Raw genomic sequence first — 14,682 nt, forward strand, 5'->3', positions numbered from 1 at the left:
AGTTCCATGCATGTCGGTCAGAATAACGTTAAAAATAAGTCGTCTTTGGGGCAGGTAATTGAACCGTGATGATGTATCCTTAGGCTGGAGGGGTCATCATGAGAAGTCCAAGAAAGCGATCGGCAATCGCGGTATGAGAGCAGTATTTACTTTATATCTGGTCGGGATAAGCGCCTTGATCAGCGGATTAGCGCAGTTTTTTTATAATCCCATCCTGCCTCAGGTGCAGGAAGAGCTGCATACTTCCATGTATTGGGTGAATATGACGGTAACGGTTTATACGGTGGCCATGGCGGCCATGCAATTGGTCTTCGGTGCCGTCGCAGATCGAAAAGGCAGAAGATCGGCACTTCTTGCAGGCATGCTGTTGTTTGTGGGCGCCTCGTTTGGGGCCGCTTACGCAACAAACGTGGCTGCACTTCTTGTTTTCCGGGCTATACAAGGTATGGGAGCGGCTGCGATTCCGGTTGTCGCCGCCGCGGTGATCTCCGATTTGTTTCAAGGCAGCGAGCGGACGAAAGCGATGGGAACGTACCAGTTCATCTTGGCATTATCGCCGGCAATCGGTCCGATGATTGGCGGCATCTTGGGAGCCCGGTTCGGACATTACGGCGTTTTTTTGTTTCTTGCCTTTGTCAGTGCTGCTGCTTGGTTCGCCAACTTGTTATGGCTTAAGGAGAGCAGGCCCGCTCATTCTATGCCGCTCAAAATGAATATGGGATCATTTCGATTATTTCTGTTAAACGGCAAATGCGCAGCGGTCATGGTAATCGACATGACGCAAGCACTTGCATCTACGGTGGTGCTTGTGTTCATCCCTACCATTTTTCACGACTATTTTTCGCTTCGGCCCGAAACGACCGGGGTATCGTTTTTGCTCATGTCACTGACTTTTATGGTATTTACCAAACTATCGGCAGCTATGGCAAACGCTTGGGGGATCGAAAAAAGCTTTATTCTGGGCTGCTGGTTTAACGTGCTTTCCCTGATCCTTTTTGCGGTATTTGTGAAGGTTTCAGTGCTTGCGGCGTTCGTATTGTTTTGTTTCTTCGGCGCCAGCTACGGTATAGCCATGCCTCCGCCGCTTTCGATATTGGCCGAGATGTTCCGTGAGGAGCGCGCTACGGCCATCGCGATGTACAATTTATGCCGATTTATAGGCATGGCTCTCGGTCCGATGATCGGATCGCTTTTGTTTTTAACTCATTCCGCCATGCTGCTCTTTGGTATGATTGCGGTGATTTATGGGGGAGGCACGGCATTATGCCAATATCTTCTTATGAATACAAGTCGATGCGCCAGGGATTATTAGAATGATAGGGGGATGGCGATGTACGGATTACTAATCGTTGATGATGAAGTTCACGCCGCTCATGGTATCGAATCCGGCATCGATTGGGCAGCGCTTGGGGTATCGGACGTCTATGTGGCTTATAACATCCGGCAGGCGAAGGAGATGTTCTCTGCCCGTTCCATAGACTTAATGATTTGCGACATCGAGATGCCGCAAGGTAACGGACTTGAATTGTTATCGTGGGTCAAGGAACATTATGAGACGACCGAGTGTCTCTTTTTAACATGTCATGCCGATTTTGAATATGCGAAACAAGCACTTCAGCTGGGAAGTTTGGATTATTTATTGAAGCCGGTAAGATATGCAGATCTTGAAGCCGTTGTCAGCAAAGCGATTCGAAAGATCGAAACCGAACGTGAAGCGAGCAAGTTTACGGAAACATTAAAGCATTATTACCAGCTTTGGTCCGAACATCAACCTCTGCTGGTAGAACGTTTCTGGCTGGATCTCATCAACCAAACGGTTTCCTCACAGCCGGAGCATATCGGCGAAATGATGAGAAAACGCAATATTCCTTATGAGGCTGGAGCCAGATTCATCCCTGTGCTCGTTTCTATCTGCGGATGGAATAAGGATTTGACGGGGCGCGATGAAAAAATAATGGAATACGCGCTGCGCAATGCGGCTGAACACAGCCTTGGGCTGGATGGAGTGAAGGGAGGGTGCGTGGTGCAAACGGCGGAAAGAACCATTTTTCTGTTCATGCCGGAGGCCCACTTATCGGCTTCACAAAATCGATTGGAGGAAACGTTAAAGGAATACGTAGATTCCTGCAACAAATATTTTTATTGCGATTTGTCATGTTATGTAGGTGTTCCGACGCCCCTCGCTGCGATTCATGAAGCTGTGGGAGCCTTGCTTCAAATGGACTTGAATAATGTGACCCATTCGAGGAAAGTGTACCGGTTGAACGAGATCTCGTCCATTCCGAAGCAACTGGCGGCGCCGGATATCGGCCATTGGTTGGAATTGCTGAAACAAGGGGAGAAAGCGCCTCTGCTTGCCGAAATGGACGGCTATTTTGAGCGGATGCGGCAGGCTCAATGCGACGCTAAACAATTGACGCAGCTGTATCACGATTTTCTGCAAATGGTGTACCATGTGCTTCAGCTGAAAGGACTGCAGGCTCATCTGATTTTCGCCGAAGATTCGTCGCCGCGGCAAGCGGCGCACGTAACGCGATCGGTGTCCCATTTTCAGGAGTGGGTGAAACGAGTCGTTGAAACGGCCATCGACAGCATTCGTTCCGTGGAGGAATCGCATACGGTGATTGACCGGGTGAAACGGTATATTGCCGAGCATATCGAGAAGGATTTGTCCCGGGACGACATCGCGGATTACGTATTTTTGAGCCCGGATTACTTATCTCGCATTTTTAAAAAAGAAACAGGGATGTCCCTGTCCGATTATTTGATCGAGGAGAAGTTTAAATTCGCCCAGCAAATACTGGTTCAATCGGATAAGCCGATCAGCGAAATAGCCGCTTCGATCGGGTATACGAATTTTTCGCATTTCTCGAAAATGTTTAAGCGTGTAACGGATATGAACCCGCTCGAGTTCCGAAAAAAGCATAGAAGGTAATGCCTGAGTTTTCCCGGAAAACCGGTCCGCTCTTCAGAGGGCGGGCCGGTTTTCGCATGTTCCGCTGGAAAAGTAGCAAAAACGGCAATTGTAGTCGGTTTAAGGGTAGCCGCAACTATATGGGAACATGTACGATCGTGGAGTAGGCAAACGGAATTTTAATCATATTCACGGAGGGTAAGAGAGATGAGTTTATCCATGGGATTGCAATTATTCTCGGTAAAAAACGCGCTCAAGCAAGATTATATCGGTACGCTGGAAAAAGTGGCGGCCATCGGCTATAAGAACCTGGAGATGGTGATTCGAAAAACCGACGAGGGATTGAGCCTTGGAGGCGAGCTGTCAACGAAGGAAGTGCGTGCACAGTTAGATCGGCTTGGGATGAAAGCGGTCGGCTGTCATACCCGTGTTAATGAAGAGACGGAATGGGAAGGGATCATCGAGGCCAATCATATTATTGGCAGCCCTGCGATCGGCTGTTCCATCGCTTTTTTCTCGAATAAGGACGATGTGCTCCGATTTTGCGAATCGTTCAACCAATATGGCGAGCTTTGTAAAACGAATGGGCTCGCTCTGTATTATCATAATCATTTTCAGGAGTTTCAGCAGTTCGAAGGCGAGACCGTGATGGACATCATGCTGAGCAACATGGAGGAAGGTTTAATACATTTCGAGTTCGACTCCTACTGGGCGGTAAGAGGAGGAGTAGACCCGATCGCATGGCTTCATAAGCTGGGGAATCGCTGCAAAAAGCTGCATCAGAAGGATTTGCCGGCTGCCGCACAGCCCGTGAATTGGTTCGATGTGTTTGGAGCAAACAGCAACATCACGATCGACGAACTGTATAAAACGCAGGATCCCGCGCATTTCTGCGAGGTCGGATCAGGAACATTAAATATACGCGCGATTATCGAAGCTGCGCGAAGCATCGGCTCCGCCGAGTATATCTTTGTCGAGCAGGATGTTACGGCGAGAGATGAAGTGGAAGGCGTCGCTATCAGCTACGGCAATTTGGAGCGATTATTGAAAGAAGCATAGTGAGAAAAGGATAAAGTGTACGCGAGTGAGAGCAGTTTCCCTGAATGCTGAAGCAGTTACAGAAAGGAAGAACACAAGATGAGCGAACTGGCTATGGAGCAGAGAAAAACCGTAACCACCGCCTCCTCCAAACGATGGCAGAGGTTTAGACGGTATCTCCCACTCATGCTGATGGTCGTCCCCGGATTTATTTATTTGCTGATCAACAACTACTTGCCGATGCTCGGAGTGATCATCGCTTTCAAAAACGTGAATTTCGCGAAGGGGATTCTCGGCAGCGATTGGATCGGGTTCAAAAACTTCGAGTTTCTTTTTAAAACCAGCGATGCATGGATCATTACAAGAAATACCATTCTATATAACGTGGTGTTCATTGTACTGAACTTTTCGGCGGCTATCGGCGCCGCTATCGTTTTGAACGAAATTAAAAACCGGTTTATGTCGCGGTTCTATCAAAGCGTGATCCTGCTTCCGCATTTGATATCGACCGTTATCATCGGCTATCTCGTTTTTTCATTGCTGAGCATGGAGACAGGCTTTATGAATAAAACGCTGCTCCCGCTGTTCGGAGCAGAGGAGGTTCCTTGGTACAGCGAGCCCGGGTATTGGCCTTATATATTAACCTTGGTCAGCGTCTGGAAAGGCGCCGGATACTTCTGCGTCATCTTCCTCGCGGCAATCGTAGGGATCGATCACGAATATTATGAGGCAGCTACGATCGATGGAGCGAGCAAATGGCAGCAAATATTCAAAATTACGCTTCCGCTGATCACGCCGGTTATCGTCATCATGAGCTTGATTGCCATCGGCCGCATCTTTTATTCGGATTTCGGACTGTTTTACCAGGTTCCGCTGAATGCCGGGGCGCTAACTACAACGACCAACGTTATCGATACTTATGTATACCGCGCTTTGCTTAATCTCGGAGATCTCGGAATGGCTTCCGCAGCAGGAGTATATCAATCTTTGGTCGGTTTCGTTCTGGTGCTCGGCTCCAACTATATTGTGCGAAAAATCAATAAAGACAATGCATTATTTTAACGGCAGAGGTGAAATAAGGATGGGGAAAACTACAAAATACGGTCAATGGGCGCTGCATGCGCTCTTCCTGCTGATATCCGCTGCAGCCCTGCTGCCATTCCTGCTGCTCGTATCGTCTTCCATCACCGATGAGCAAGAAATTATTAAAAGCGGTTATTCGTTATTTCCGTCACAGATCAGCTTTGCCGCCTACGACTACCTGATGAAGGATGCGGAAGCGATTTTGCGATCCTACGGCATTTCGGTAGCGGTTACAGTCATCGGCACGATCGCCAGTCTGCTCATGATTTCACTGTTCGCTTATCCGATTTCCCGCAAAGATATGCCTTTTCGAAACGGCTTGTCGTTTTACGTGTTCTTCACTATGCTGTTTAACGGCGGACTGGTGCCGACCTACTACGTGTATACGCAAATCCTCGATTTGAAAAACACGATTTGGGCTTTGATTATTCCTATCTTGCTGCTCAACGGCTTTTATGTACTGCTGGCGCGCACGTTTTTTGCGACCTCCATTCCGGTACCGGTTATTGAATCGGCATATATCGACGGCGCAGGGGAGTTTCGAATTTTCTTCCGAATCGTTATGCCGTTATCGCTGCCCATTCTTGCAACCATCGGTTTGTTTCAAGTGATTCATTACTGGAACGATTGGTTTAACGCATTGATCTTCGTGACCGACAGCAAGCTGTTCAGTCTGCAGTATTTGCTCAATAAAATCCTGCTGGATATCCAGTTTTTGAGCTCTTCGGAGATGGGGGGCAATCAAGCGGAAATGATCGCGGCGCTTCCGAAGGAAAGCGTGCGGATGGCAATGGCGGTCATCGGCGTGATTCCGATTTTGGTCAGCTACCCGTTCTTCCAGAAGTATTTTGTGAAAGGACTTACCGTCGGGGCCGTTAAGGGGTAAGGCTACTTCCGGTCTATGGCCGGTTAGCATAAATATTTTCGTCATATAAACAGGAGGGTTTGACGATGAAAAAAGGATTCCGCATGATGACCGCGCTTATGGCCGTATGTGTCACTTCGGCTGCGGTGCTGACCGCATGTTCAACCAAAAGCAATGAACCCGCTAAGCCTTCTGCAGGGGGAGCCGCTCAAGAAGCAAAACCGGGGTCTAATTTGCCGCCGGCCGAGCTGGCGATGGCTTTTTTTACAACGTCTTCCCAGACACAGGGCATTGCGGCCGTTCAAGAGGAGCTCAGCAAGCTGACCAAAGCGAAAATCAACGCAACGGTGAAGCTGGTGCCGGTCAGTTACGGCTCCTATCTTCAACAAATGAACCTGATGCAGGCTTCCGGCGAAAAGCTCGATTTGTTTGTGAGCGGGCTTGGCCAATATTCGACGCAGGTGGCTCAAGGCAGGCTGATGCCGCTTGACGATCTGCTCAATAAATACGGATCGAATATTAAAAAGTATGTGGATGCTCCTTTCCTCGATGCGGCGCGCATTAACGGAAAATTGTACTCCATCCCGGGCATCCGCGACCTTGCTTCGGACCGAGGGATTGCGATGCGCAAAGATCTGATCGACAAGTATAAAATCGATGTGAGCAAGATCAAAACGTTTGACGATTTGGATGCTGTTTTCAAAACGATTAAAGATAATGAACCCGGCGTAACTCCATTAGTGAGCTATCAAGCTAACTCGAATCCTGCGGACACGATGCTCGGCACCAAATTCGATAATTTGGACGATGGGCTCGGCGTCATGGCGCTCGATGACAGCAGCCTGAAAGTAATGAATCTTTACGATAACAAATTTTACACGGATACCCTGAACACGGTCAGAAGATGGTACACCGCAGGGTATATCCCCAAAGACGCGGCTGTCACGAAGGACAATGCCAACGACCTCATCAAAGCGGGGCGCGCCTTCTCCTACTTTACAACCATGAAGCCGGGTTATGCGCAGCAAGCTTCGAGAGCGGCGGGGAAAGAAATTGTGACGGTCAGTTTCTCCGATCCGAATATTGTGACCCTTAATCTTACCCGGTTTAACTGGGCGATTTCGAACAACTCGAAAGAACCGGAAAGAGCGATGATGTTCCTGGATCTGATGTATTCGGATAAAGATATCATCAATTTGCTGGCGTGGGGCATCGAAGGCAAGGATTACGTCAAGAAATCCGACAATATGATCGACTACCCGGAAGGGGTTACGGCAAGTACGGTCCAGTACGGGCTCAATCAAGGCTGGCTTTTCGGCAATCAGTTCTTATCCTATGTATTTTCCCCGGATCCGGCCGATTTATGGCAGCAAATGGACAAGTTTAATAAAGGAGCGATCAAGTCGAAAGCGCTTGGATTTACTCCGGACATGACTTCGTTAAAGACGGAAAGCGTTGCGGTCATGAATGTTGTTAACCAATACAAAAACGGCCTGCATACAGGGACGCTGGACCCGCAATCGGTACTGCCGGAATTCAACAAAAAGCTGAAAGACGCCGGGATCGATAAAATCATCGCGGAGAAGCAGAAGCAGCTGGATGAATGGGCAAAAACGAAAAAGCAATGATCGTGTCGGCCCGTGAGCCATGAGGTTCATGGGCTGCTCGTTAAAGCAGCCGATCTTCCCCGTGATATAATAACGAACAAAAGCGCTTGTTCATGCGGCGATGCCGTTTAGGCGAACGCGCAATACTCGTTTCAGCAGCCATGGAGGTCGGCATAAGATGAGATTCGTCAATAAGGAGCTGTTCAAGTCCCTGCGGTTTCGGATCGGTTTGGCATTTTTCGCGATATGTTTGCCGCTCATGATGTTGTTGATTTATTACAACAGGTATGCCGGTGAAGTCGTGCGGGATCAAGTTGCCCAATCGAATAAAAACCTGGTCAGCCTGTACATGGGACAAATCGACCGTACGCTCGAAGAAGTTGACGAATATTTGTTTAAAACAGCGGCACAGGAAACGGATCTTCTCCTTCTGGACCGACCGAATTCCTTCTACACGACCGTCTATCAATTGGCCAAGATTCGATTAGCCAACAAAATTTCCGTAGATATAAAAAATTATAAAGCTTCTGATATGTTTTTCGTCTATTCCAAGTCCAATGACGACTTTTTTATAGGCTTGAACGATCTCATCACCTTTGAACAGAAAGAACAAGCGCGGACGGCGATTATCGGCATGCTGAATCATGAGCAGGAACTGCCTCGCTGTACCCAGGAATGGTGCGTGCGCCGGATCGGGCAGGATTATTTTTTGAGCCATATCGTGAGGATGGGTAACGTCTTTATCGGTGCGTGGGTGAACGTAAGCCGGCTTATGGTTCCGATGAATTTGATCGATTTGCGGGAAACCGGCATCTCCCTTTTGGCGGCCGGCGGGAGCGAGCCGATGGATCATGCCGAAATTATTCAATCTAACGGTATTGATCTTTCACTGGGGAATGAATTGTATAAAATTACAGGCAACAATCAAGCATTTCTGGAAGTGGGAGAACGATCGAGCAAAGGCGATTTCAGTTTGATCGTATTGCTGCCTGAAAAAGGTATTATGGAGAAACTTCCCATATTTCAAAAAATCATATCCTTCGTTCCGATCGGCTTTGTCTTTATACTTCTGATGCTTTTGCTGTTTTTGCGCAAGCTGATCCTTCGTCCGATCTACCGGATGCTGGCGGCGATGAGAAAAATCAAGGAAGGGAACTGGGACGCGCAAATTCCGCCTTATCCGACATCCGGGGAATTCGAAGTGATGCATGCGACGTTTAATGAAATGGTATCGCAGATCCAGAAATTGAAAATCGACGTCTATGAAGAGCAGCTGAACCATCAAAGAGCGGAGCTTCAGCATCTGCAGCTGCAAATCAATCCTCATTTTTTCCTGAATTCGCTGAACATCGTGTATCATTTGGCGCAGTCCCGGAAGTTCGAATTGATTCAGGAGATGTCGCTCAGTCTGGTGGAATACTTCCGTTACATGTTTCGCAGCAACCTCTCCTTCGTTCGTTTGAATGACGAAATCAGGCATACTTGCAACTATTTGAATATTCAAATGATGCGGTTTCCGGACCATCTGACATACAGGGTGGAGGGGACGGAACACCATGGGGATGTGATGGTTCCGCCGCTCGTCGTACAAACTTTTGTTGAGAACACGATTAAGCACGCCGTAACGATGGACGAACCGGTTCATATCGCCATTGCTGTGGATAAAGAGAGTTCGGGGGAAGAGGAATTTCTTTGCATTTCCATCCGGGATACCGGCAAGGGATTTCCCGAAGAGGTTCTTCAGCGGCTGCGGACTGAACAAGCAGGCATCAATGAATCCGGACATCATATCGGAATATGGAATCTAAAGCGCAGGCTTGCGCTGCTCTACCGTCAAAGGGCGAATATCGAATTTTCCAACGGGCCGGAAGGCGGAGCGGAAGTATATATTGTTTTGCCGGTCATGATTTCATCATCGAAGATAGACATGCAATAGAAAGTCGCGACAAAGGAGCTTATTCATATGCAAAAAATAGTAAACATTGGAATTATCGGCTGCGGCGCGATTGCCAATCAAAAACATATGCCGTCGCTTGCCAAGCTGCCTCATTTGGGCAGAATGGTAGCCTTCTGCGATGTGGTAGAGGAACGCGCGAGCAGAGCGGCGGCGGAATTCGGCGCATCGGGCGCCAAGGTGTATACCGATTACAAGGAACTGCTGAAGGACGAATCCATCGATGTGGTCCATGTGCTCACGCCCAATCTGCAGCATTCCTTCATTACCGTAGACGCTCTGGAAGCAGGCAAGCACGTCATGTGTGAGAAGCCGATGGCGATTAACTCCGCAGAAGCGAAAAAAATGCTCGATACGGCGCAAAAAAGCGGCAAGAAGCTGACCATCGGGTACCAGAACCGCTTCAACGAAGAATCGCGAGTACTGTACCGGGCGTGCTCCCAAGGCGATCTGGGCGAAATTTACATGGCTAAAGCTCACGCGATTCGCCGAAAAGCGGTCCCTACCTGGGGCGTATTTACGGATAAGAAGCTGCAGGGTGGCGGAGCGCTCATCGATATCGGGACGCACGCGCTTGACTTAACGCTTTGGTGTATGAACAATTACAAGCCGAAATCGGTGACCGGGTCGGTCTACTATAAGCTGAAGGACAACGTGGAAGGCAATTTGTTCGGGCCGTGGGACCCGAAGACGTTTGACGTGGAGGATTCGGCGTTCGCTTTTATTAAAATGGAGGATGGCGCCACGATTTTCCTGGAATGCTCATGGGCTTTGAACACAACGGACGTGAAGGAAGCTAAGACGTCTCTGTTCGGGATAAATGGCGGCGCAGAAATGAAAGCGGGAATTGACCGCAAAACGGAGCTCGTCTTTAATCGGGCCGAATACGGCAAGCTGGTCGAGATCAAGGCGAATACGGGCTCAAGCATCGCTTATTTTAGCGGCAAAGATGAAGCCCCGGGTGTGCTGGAGGCCGAACAATGGCTGGAATGCATCATTCAGGATACGGAGCCGCTCGTTAAACCGGAGCAAGCGTATGTCGTCACGCAAATTTTGGATGCCGTATACCGCTCGGCGGAAACGGGGCAAACCGTTGAGTTTCCAAGTTGACGGACTAAGGGGGATGAAGAGATGAACAAAATGAAGGTAGGTATCGTCGGCTGCGGTGTAATTAGCGGCATTTACTTGAAAAATTGTCAATCGTTCGATTTGCTCGAGGTGGCGGCTATCGCGGATATCGATTTGGCTCGTGCCAAGGCCAGAGCGGAAGAATACGGCGTGCCTAACGCATGTACGGTGGATGAGCTGCTTGCCGATCCCGACTTGGAGATGGTGATCAATTTGACGATACCGGCTGTCCATGCTGAAGTGAGCATCGCCGCACTTGAAGCCGGCAAACATGTATATTCGGAAAAGCCGCTGGCTGTCTCGCAGGAGGACGGCAAGCGTATTCTTGAAGCAGCCCGGAAAAAAGGATTGCGGGTCGGAGTGGCTCCGGACACCGTGCTGGGCGGGGGCATTCAAACATGCCGCAAGCTGATCGACGACGGCTGGATCGGTACGCCGGTAGCTGCGACCGCGTTCATGATGTCGGCAGGGCCGGAAAGATGGCATCCGAATCCGGAGTTCTTATTTGACGTAGGCGGCGGGCCGATGTTTGATATGGGGCCGTATTACCTCAGCTCTCTTATCACGTTGTTAGGTCCGATCTCCCGCGTCACCGGTTCTGCCGCAATTTCATTCCCGGAACGGACGATTACGAGCGAGGCGAGATACGGGCAGAAAATCCCGGTACGGACGCCGACCCATGTAGCCGGCGTGCTTGACTTTGCCGGCGGAGCCGTGGCGACGATCATCACCAGCTTTGATATTAAAGGCGGTTCGGCACTGCCCCGCATCGAAATTTATGGCAGCCACGGCACCTTGTCGGTGCCGGACCCGAACACGTTCGGCGGCCCGGTGCGAATCCGGCTTGCCGGCAAAGATGCCGAGTGGATGGAGATGCCGCTCACGCATGGCTTTACGGACAATTCAAGAGGCATCGGCTTGCTCGATATGGCGTACGGCATCCGCCTGGGGTACCCGCATAGAGCAAGCGGTGATATCGGCTATCAGGTTTTGGAGGCGATGCACGGTTTCCATATCGCTTCCAGCGAAGGCAGGCATTATGTCATGCAAGGTTCGTGCGACAGACCTGCAGCCATGCCCGTAAACCTGGATGCGACGAAAGCCGATTTGTTTTACAAGGAATAGTTGTTGAAGGAGCGGTAACCATGACGAAATCGACTTCGAACGCCTTGCAGCGAATAGCCGATTTGGTGGAAAATAAAAAGAGTTTATTTATCCGGATCAGTGACCAGATTTGGGAGTATGCCGAAACCCGTTATGAGGAGCGGCGCTCATCGGCATTATTTGCCGAAGTCTTGGAGAAAGAAGGATTTGCCGTACAGCGCGGTGCCGGCGGTATTCCAACGGCTGTAGTAGGCAGCTACGGCTCCGGTAAACCCGTCATCGCCATTCTGGGAGAATACGACGCATTGTGCGGGCTGAGCCAGATGAGAGGAGAAGCCCGCAAGTCCCCGGTTGTTCAGGGGGGAAACGGTCACGGCTGCGGACATAATCTTCTGGGCAGCGGCGCAATCGCGGCGGCGATTGCCGTCCGCCAATATATGGAGGAGAATAAGCTGCCGGGGACGGTTCGTTTCTATGGGTGTCCGGCAGAGGAAGGCGGGGGCGGCAAGGCTTTTATGGTCAAAAACGGTCTGTTCGACGACGTGGATGCCGCCGTCACCTGGCATCCCGGAACGACCAATCATATCATGAGCAGCTCCAGCCTCGCGACCTGCCAAATGTACTTCCGGTTTCACGGACGCAGCGCCCACGCAGGCGGCGATGCTCACTTGGGGCGGAGCGCTCTCGATGCGGTCGAGCTGACGAATGTAGGCTGCAACTACTTGCGCGAGCACATCATTCCGGAAGCGCGGATCCATTATGCGATTACGAATACGGGAGGCCTCTCGCCGAATGTGGTGCAGGCGGAAGCGGAAGTGCTGTATAAAATACGCGTGCCCAAATCCGAGCAGCTTGCGGATTTGTATGAGCGGGTATGCAATGTCGCAAAAGGAGCGGCACTGATGACCGGGACGAAGCTGGCTATCGAATTCGATGCGGGATCGTCCGAGCTCATCGTCAATCGGACATTCGAACAAGCGATGTATGAGAAATTCGCCGAACTGGGTTGTCCGGAGTTTGACGAAGATGAAGCGCGATTCGCGGAAGAAATACGTTCCACGCTGACCGAGGCGGAGCGAAACCATGGTCTCCCGCCGGAGCTGGCGGGTAAAGCGTTCGCGGATCGGCTAGAGCCGTATGAGGTACGGCAGGAGATTGCCGTCGCCATGGGTTCGACGGATGTGGGGGATGTCAGCTGGAAGGTACCCACGGTGCAAAGCTGGATCGCCAGCATGGCACTCGGCACATCCCTGCATTCCTGGCAGGCTGTGAGCCAGGTCGGCATGTCAATTGGCCACAAAGGCATGCTGCATGCCGGCAAAGTGATCGGTGCGACGGTTCTGGAGCTGCTTCAGCAGCCCGAGCTTCTGGAGAAAGCAAAGGCGGAGCACCGGCAGCGGATAGCGGGTCGCGTATATCAGAGCCCGATTCCGGACGGTTCGGTTCCGGGCCCGGTTAGAAGGTAAGTTGTGGCTTCATGCAATAACATTCTACTTTAAGTACGCCAGAGTCGTTGGTAAGCATAAAAAAAGAAGCGAGTTACATGACCCGCTTCGAAGATCGATGTTTGCAAATACGTTTTACTTTTTTAAAACGCAGACTCCCTCCCTGGTTCTGCGTTTTTCCTTTGGTCGATGCGTCCGGCTGTTATTGCGGCACGCCGGCGCTCCGTCCCGATCCATGTCCTTAATCGCTGGGACCGCGAAGAGAAGAGAGTGCGCCACTCGGTCTGCTTTGCCCCGCAGAAAGAGTCTTGACATTTGGCGGAACTCCGGGGAGGAGAGGAGTATATCGAAAGGTGGGGGATATCGTCCATGTGCACAAGCGGCCTTCTTCTTAAAGATTAACCGACAATTATTAGAAAAGTATTAGTCGGACCGCCTCGGGCTGAAAAATTTTTCTGCAATCGAACCGCCAGTTCTCCTTGCTTGCATGTTAAAAGGGGTTGCCCATTTTCAACCAATCGATATATTCGGCAATCCCTCGTTCGACGCTGTAACGCGGGGACCATCCGAGCTCTTCTTTCAATCGTCCAATATGAAGAGGCGGATATAACGGGTGATCGCTTTGTCCGGGTTGAAGGTCGATGACCGCGTCCGGTGAGGCCAAGCGGACGGCGTCCGCAATTTCCCGGTTGGTTACTCTCCTGCCGCTGCCGATATTATAAACCGAATGCCGCAGCGATGCGGCCGTCTGCAGCCTGGCGAGCACCTCGGCCGTATCCGTCACGTATGCAAAATCGATTCCGTCCTCCGCATGAGGCGGATTCCCGCCTTTGATCAGTGTGGAAACGGGCACTCCTTTCACTGCTGCGTGCGCGGCCTGCGCCGGAAAAAAATATAAGCCGCGGGCAAGCGGCCCGTACGCGGAGATGCGTGCGCTGACCACGCTTAGCTGGGTTTGCGCAGAGTAATAGCAGCCGATGATTTCGAACATTTTCTTGTAAGCGGTCATGGGATAAGGCGAATCGATCGGCAGGGGAGCATCTTCACGCCAGACATCGGCATCGACTCCGGCGTAAATGGCGATCGAGCTGGCCAGCACGATCCTGTCCACTTCCAGTTTGCTTCCGGCTTCGAGCACCTGAAGCAATCCCTCGGCATTGCTGCGCAGCCCTTCGGCGACCGGACCGCGCAGCGGCGGCGAAGCCAGATGCATGATGCCGGTAACGGCGTATTTACGGCCGGCTCTGAGCAAATCCTCCGCGTTCCGAACATCCGCCTTTTCGACAAATAACCGCTTGTTTAAAAAAGGAAGAAGAAACGACGGCAGACGATATTCTCGGAAGCGGGTGATGACGACGTCCTCGCCCAACCCGAGAAGAGACATTGCTGCATGCAGGCCGATAAACCCCATGCCGCCTGTAATGAGAATCATATTTACATCCTCCGTTCTAAGGGGGTCACATTCCCTTGTCAATCCGAAGCCCGCTTCAGTATGATAAGTTTAACGCGCTAACCGGGCTTAAACCGGTACCGGACAAGGAAGC

11 protein-coding genes are annotated in these 14,682 nt (G+C 50.8%); 10 read left to right on the plus strand and 1 reads right to left on the minus strand.

Annotation, left to right across the window (positions count from 1 at the left end):
* Positions 1-58 precede the first annotated feature (58 nt).
* The 10 genes from MYS68_RS34340 to MYS68_RS34385 all read left to right on the plus strand — a co-directional run bounded on the left by MYS68_RS34340 (position 59) and on the right by MYS68_RS34385 (position 13,159).
* Positions 59-1,312: an MFS transporter gene (locus tag MYS68_RS34340; protein ID WP_248930042.1), complete on the plus strand. Its 1,254-nt coding sequence runs from the start codon at positions 59-61 to the stop codon at positions 1,310-1,312.
* Between the two features lie 18 nt (positions 1,313-1,330).
* The gene (locus MYS68_RS34345; RefSeq protein ID WP_248930043.1) at positions 1,331-2,935 is read left to right on the plus strand and encodes a response regulator transcription factor; all 1,605 of its coding nucleotides are present in this window, start codon (positions 1,331-1,333) and stop codon (positions 2,933-2,935) included.
* Between the two features lie 186 nt (positions 2,936-3,121).
* Positions 3,122-3,973, plus strand: a complete 852-nt coding sequence (locus MYS68_RS34350) for a sugar phosphate isomerase/epimerase family protein (RefSeq protein ID WP_248930044.1) — start codon at positions 3,122-3,124, stop codon at positions 3,971-3,973.
* A 93-nt stretch (positions 3,974-4,066) separates the two neighbouring features.
* Positions 4,067-5,014: an ABC transporter permease gene (locus MYS68_RS34355; protein WP_248931106.1), complete on the plus strand. Its 948-nt coding sequence runs from the start codon at positions 4,067-4,069 to the stop codon at positions 5,012-5,014.
* A gap of 19 nt (positions 5,015-5,033) precedes the next feature.
* Positions 5,034-5,921, plus strand: coding sequence for a carbohydrate ABC transporter permease (locus MYS68_RS34360; RefSeq protein WP_248930045.1), 888 nt, complete (start codon positions 5,034-5,036; stop codon positions 5,919-5,921).
* Positions 5,922-5,986: 65 nt separating this feature from the next.
* On the plus strand, positions 5,987-7,528 hold the full coding sequence (locus MYS68_RS34365) for an ABC transporter substrate-binding protein (protein ID WP_248930046.1): 1,542 nt from the start codon (positions 5,987-5,989) through the stop codon (positions 7,526-7,528).
* 157 nt (positions 7,529-7,685) lie between these two features.
* Positions 7,686-9,443 carry a sensor histidine kinase gene (locus tag MYS68_RS34370; RefSeq protein ID WP_248930047.1) on the plus strand — a complete coding sequence of 586 codons (1,758 nt, stop codon included), beginning with the start codon at positions 7,686-7,688 and terminating at the stop codon, positions 9,441-9,443.
* 27 nt (positions 9,444-9,470) lie between these two features.
* On the plus strand, positions 9,471-10,571 hold the full coding sequence (locus tag MYS68_RS34375) for a Gfo/Idh/MocA family protein (protein ID WP_248930048.1): 1,101 nt from the start codon (positions 9,471-9,473) through the stop codon (positions 10,569-10,571).
* A 21-nt stretch (positions 10,572-10,592) separates the two neighbouring features.
* A complete protein-coding gene (locus tag MYS68_RS34380; RefSeq protein ID WP_248930049.1) occupies positions 10,593-11,714 on the plus strand; it encodes a Gfo/Idh/MocA family protein in 1,122 nt (373 codons plus the stop codon).
* A gap of 20 nt (positions 11,715-11,734) precedes the next feature.
* On the plus strand, positions 11,735-13,159 hold the full coding sequence (locus MYS68_RS34385; RefSeq protein WP_248930050.1) for an amidohydrolase: 1,425 nt from the start codon (positions 11,735-11,737) through the stop codon (positions 13,157-13,159).
* A gap of 469 nt (positions 13,160-13,628) precedes the next feature.
* Here MYS68_RS34385 and MYS68_RS34390 read toward each other — a convergent pair whose 3' ends face one another.
* Positions 13,629-14,570: an NAD-dependent epimerase/dehydratase family protein gene (locus MYS68_RS34390; protein WP_248930051.1), complete on the minus strand. Its 942-nt coding sequence runs from the start codon at positions 14,568-14,570 to the stop codon at positions 13,629-13,631.
* Between the last annotated feature and the right edge of the window lie 112 nt (positions 14,571-14,682).

It is taken from the genome of Paenibacillus hamazuiensis, assembly GCF_023276405.1.
Lineage (GTDB): Bacteria > Bacillota > Bacilli > Paenibacillales > NBRC-103111 > Paenibacillus_AF > Paenibacillus_AF hamazuiensis.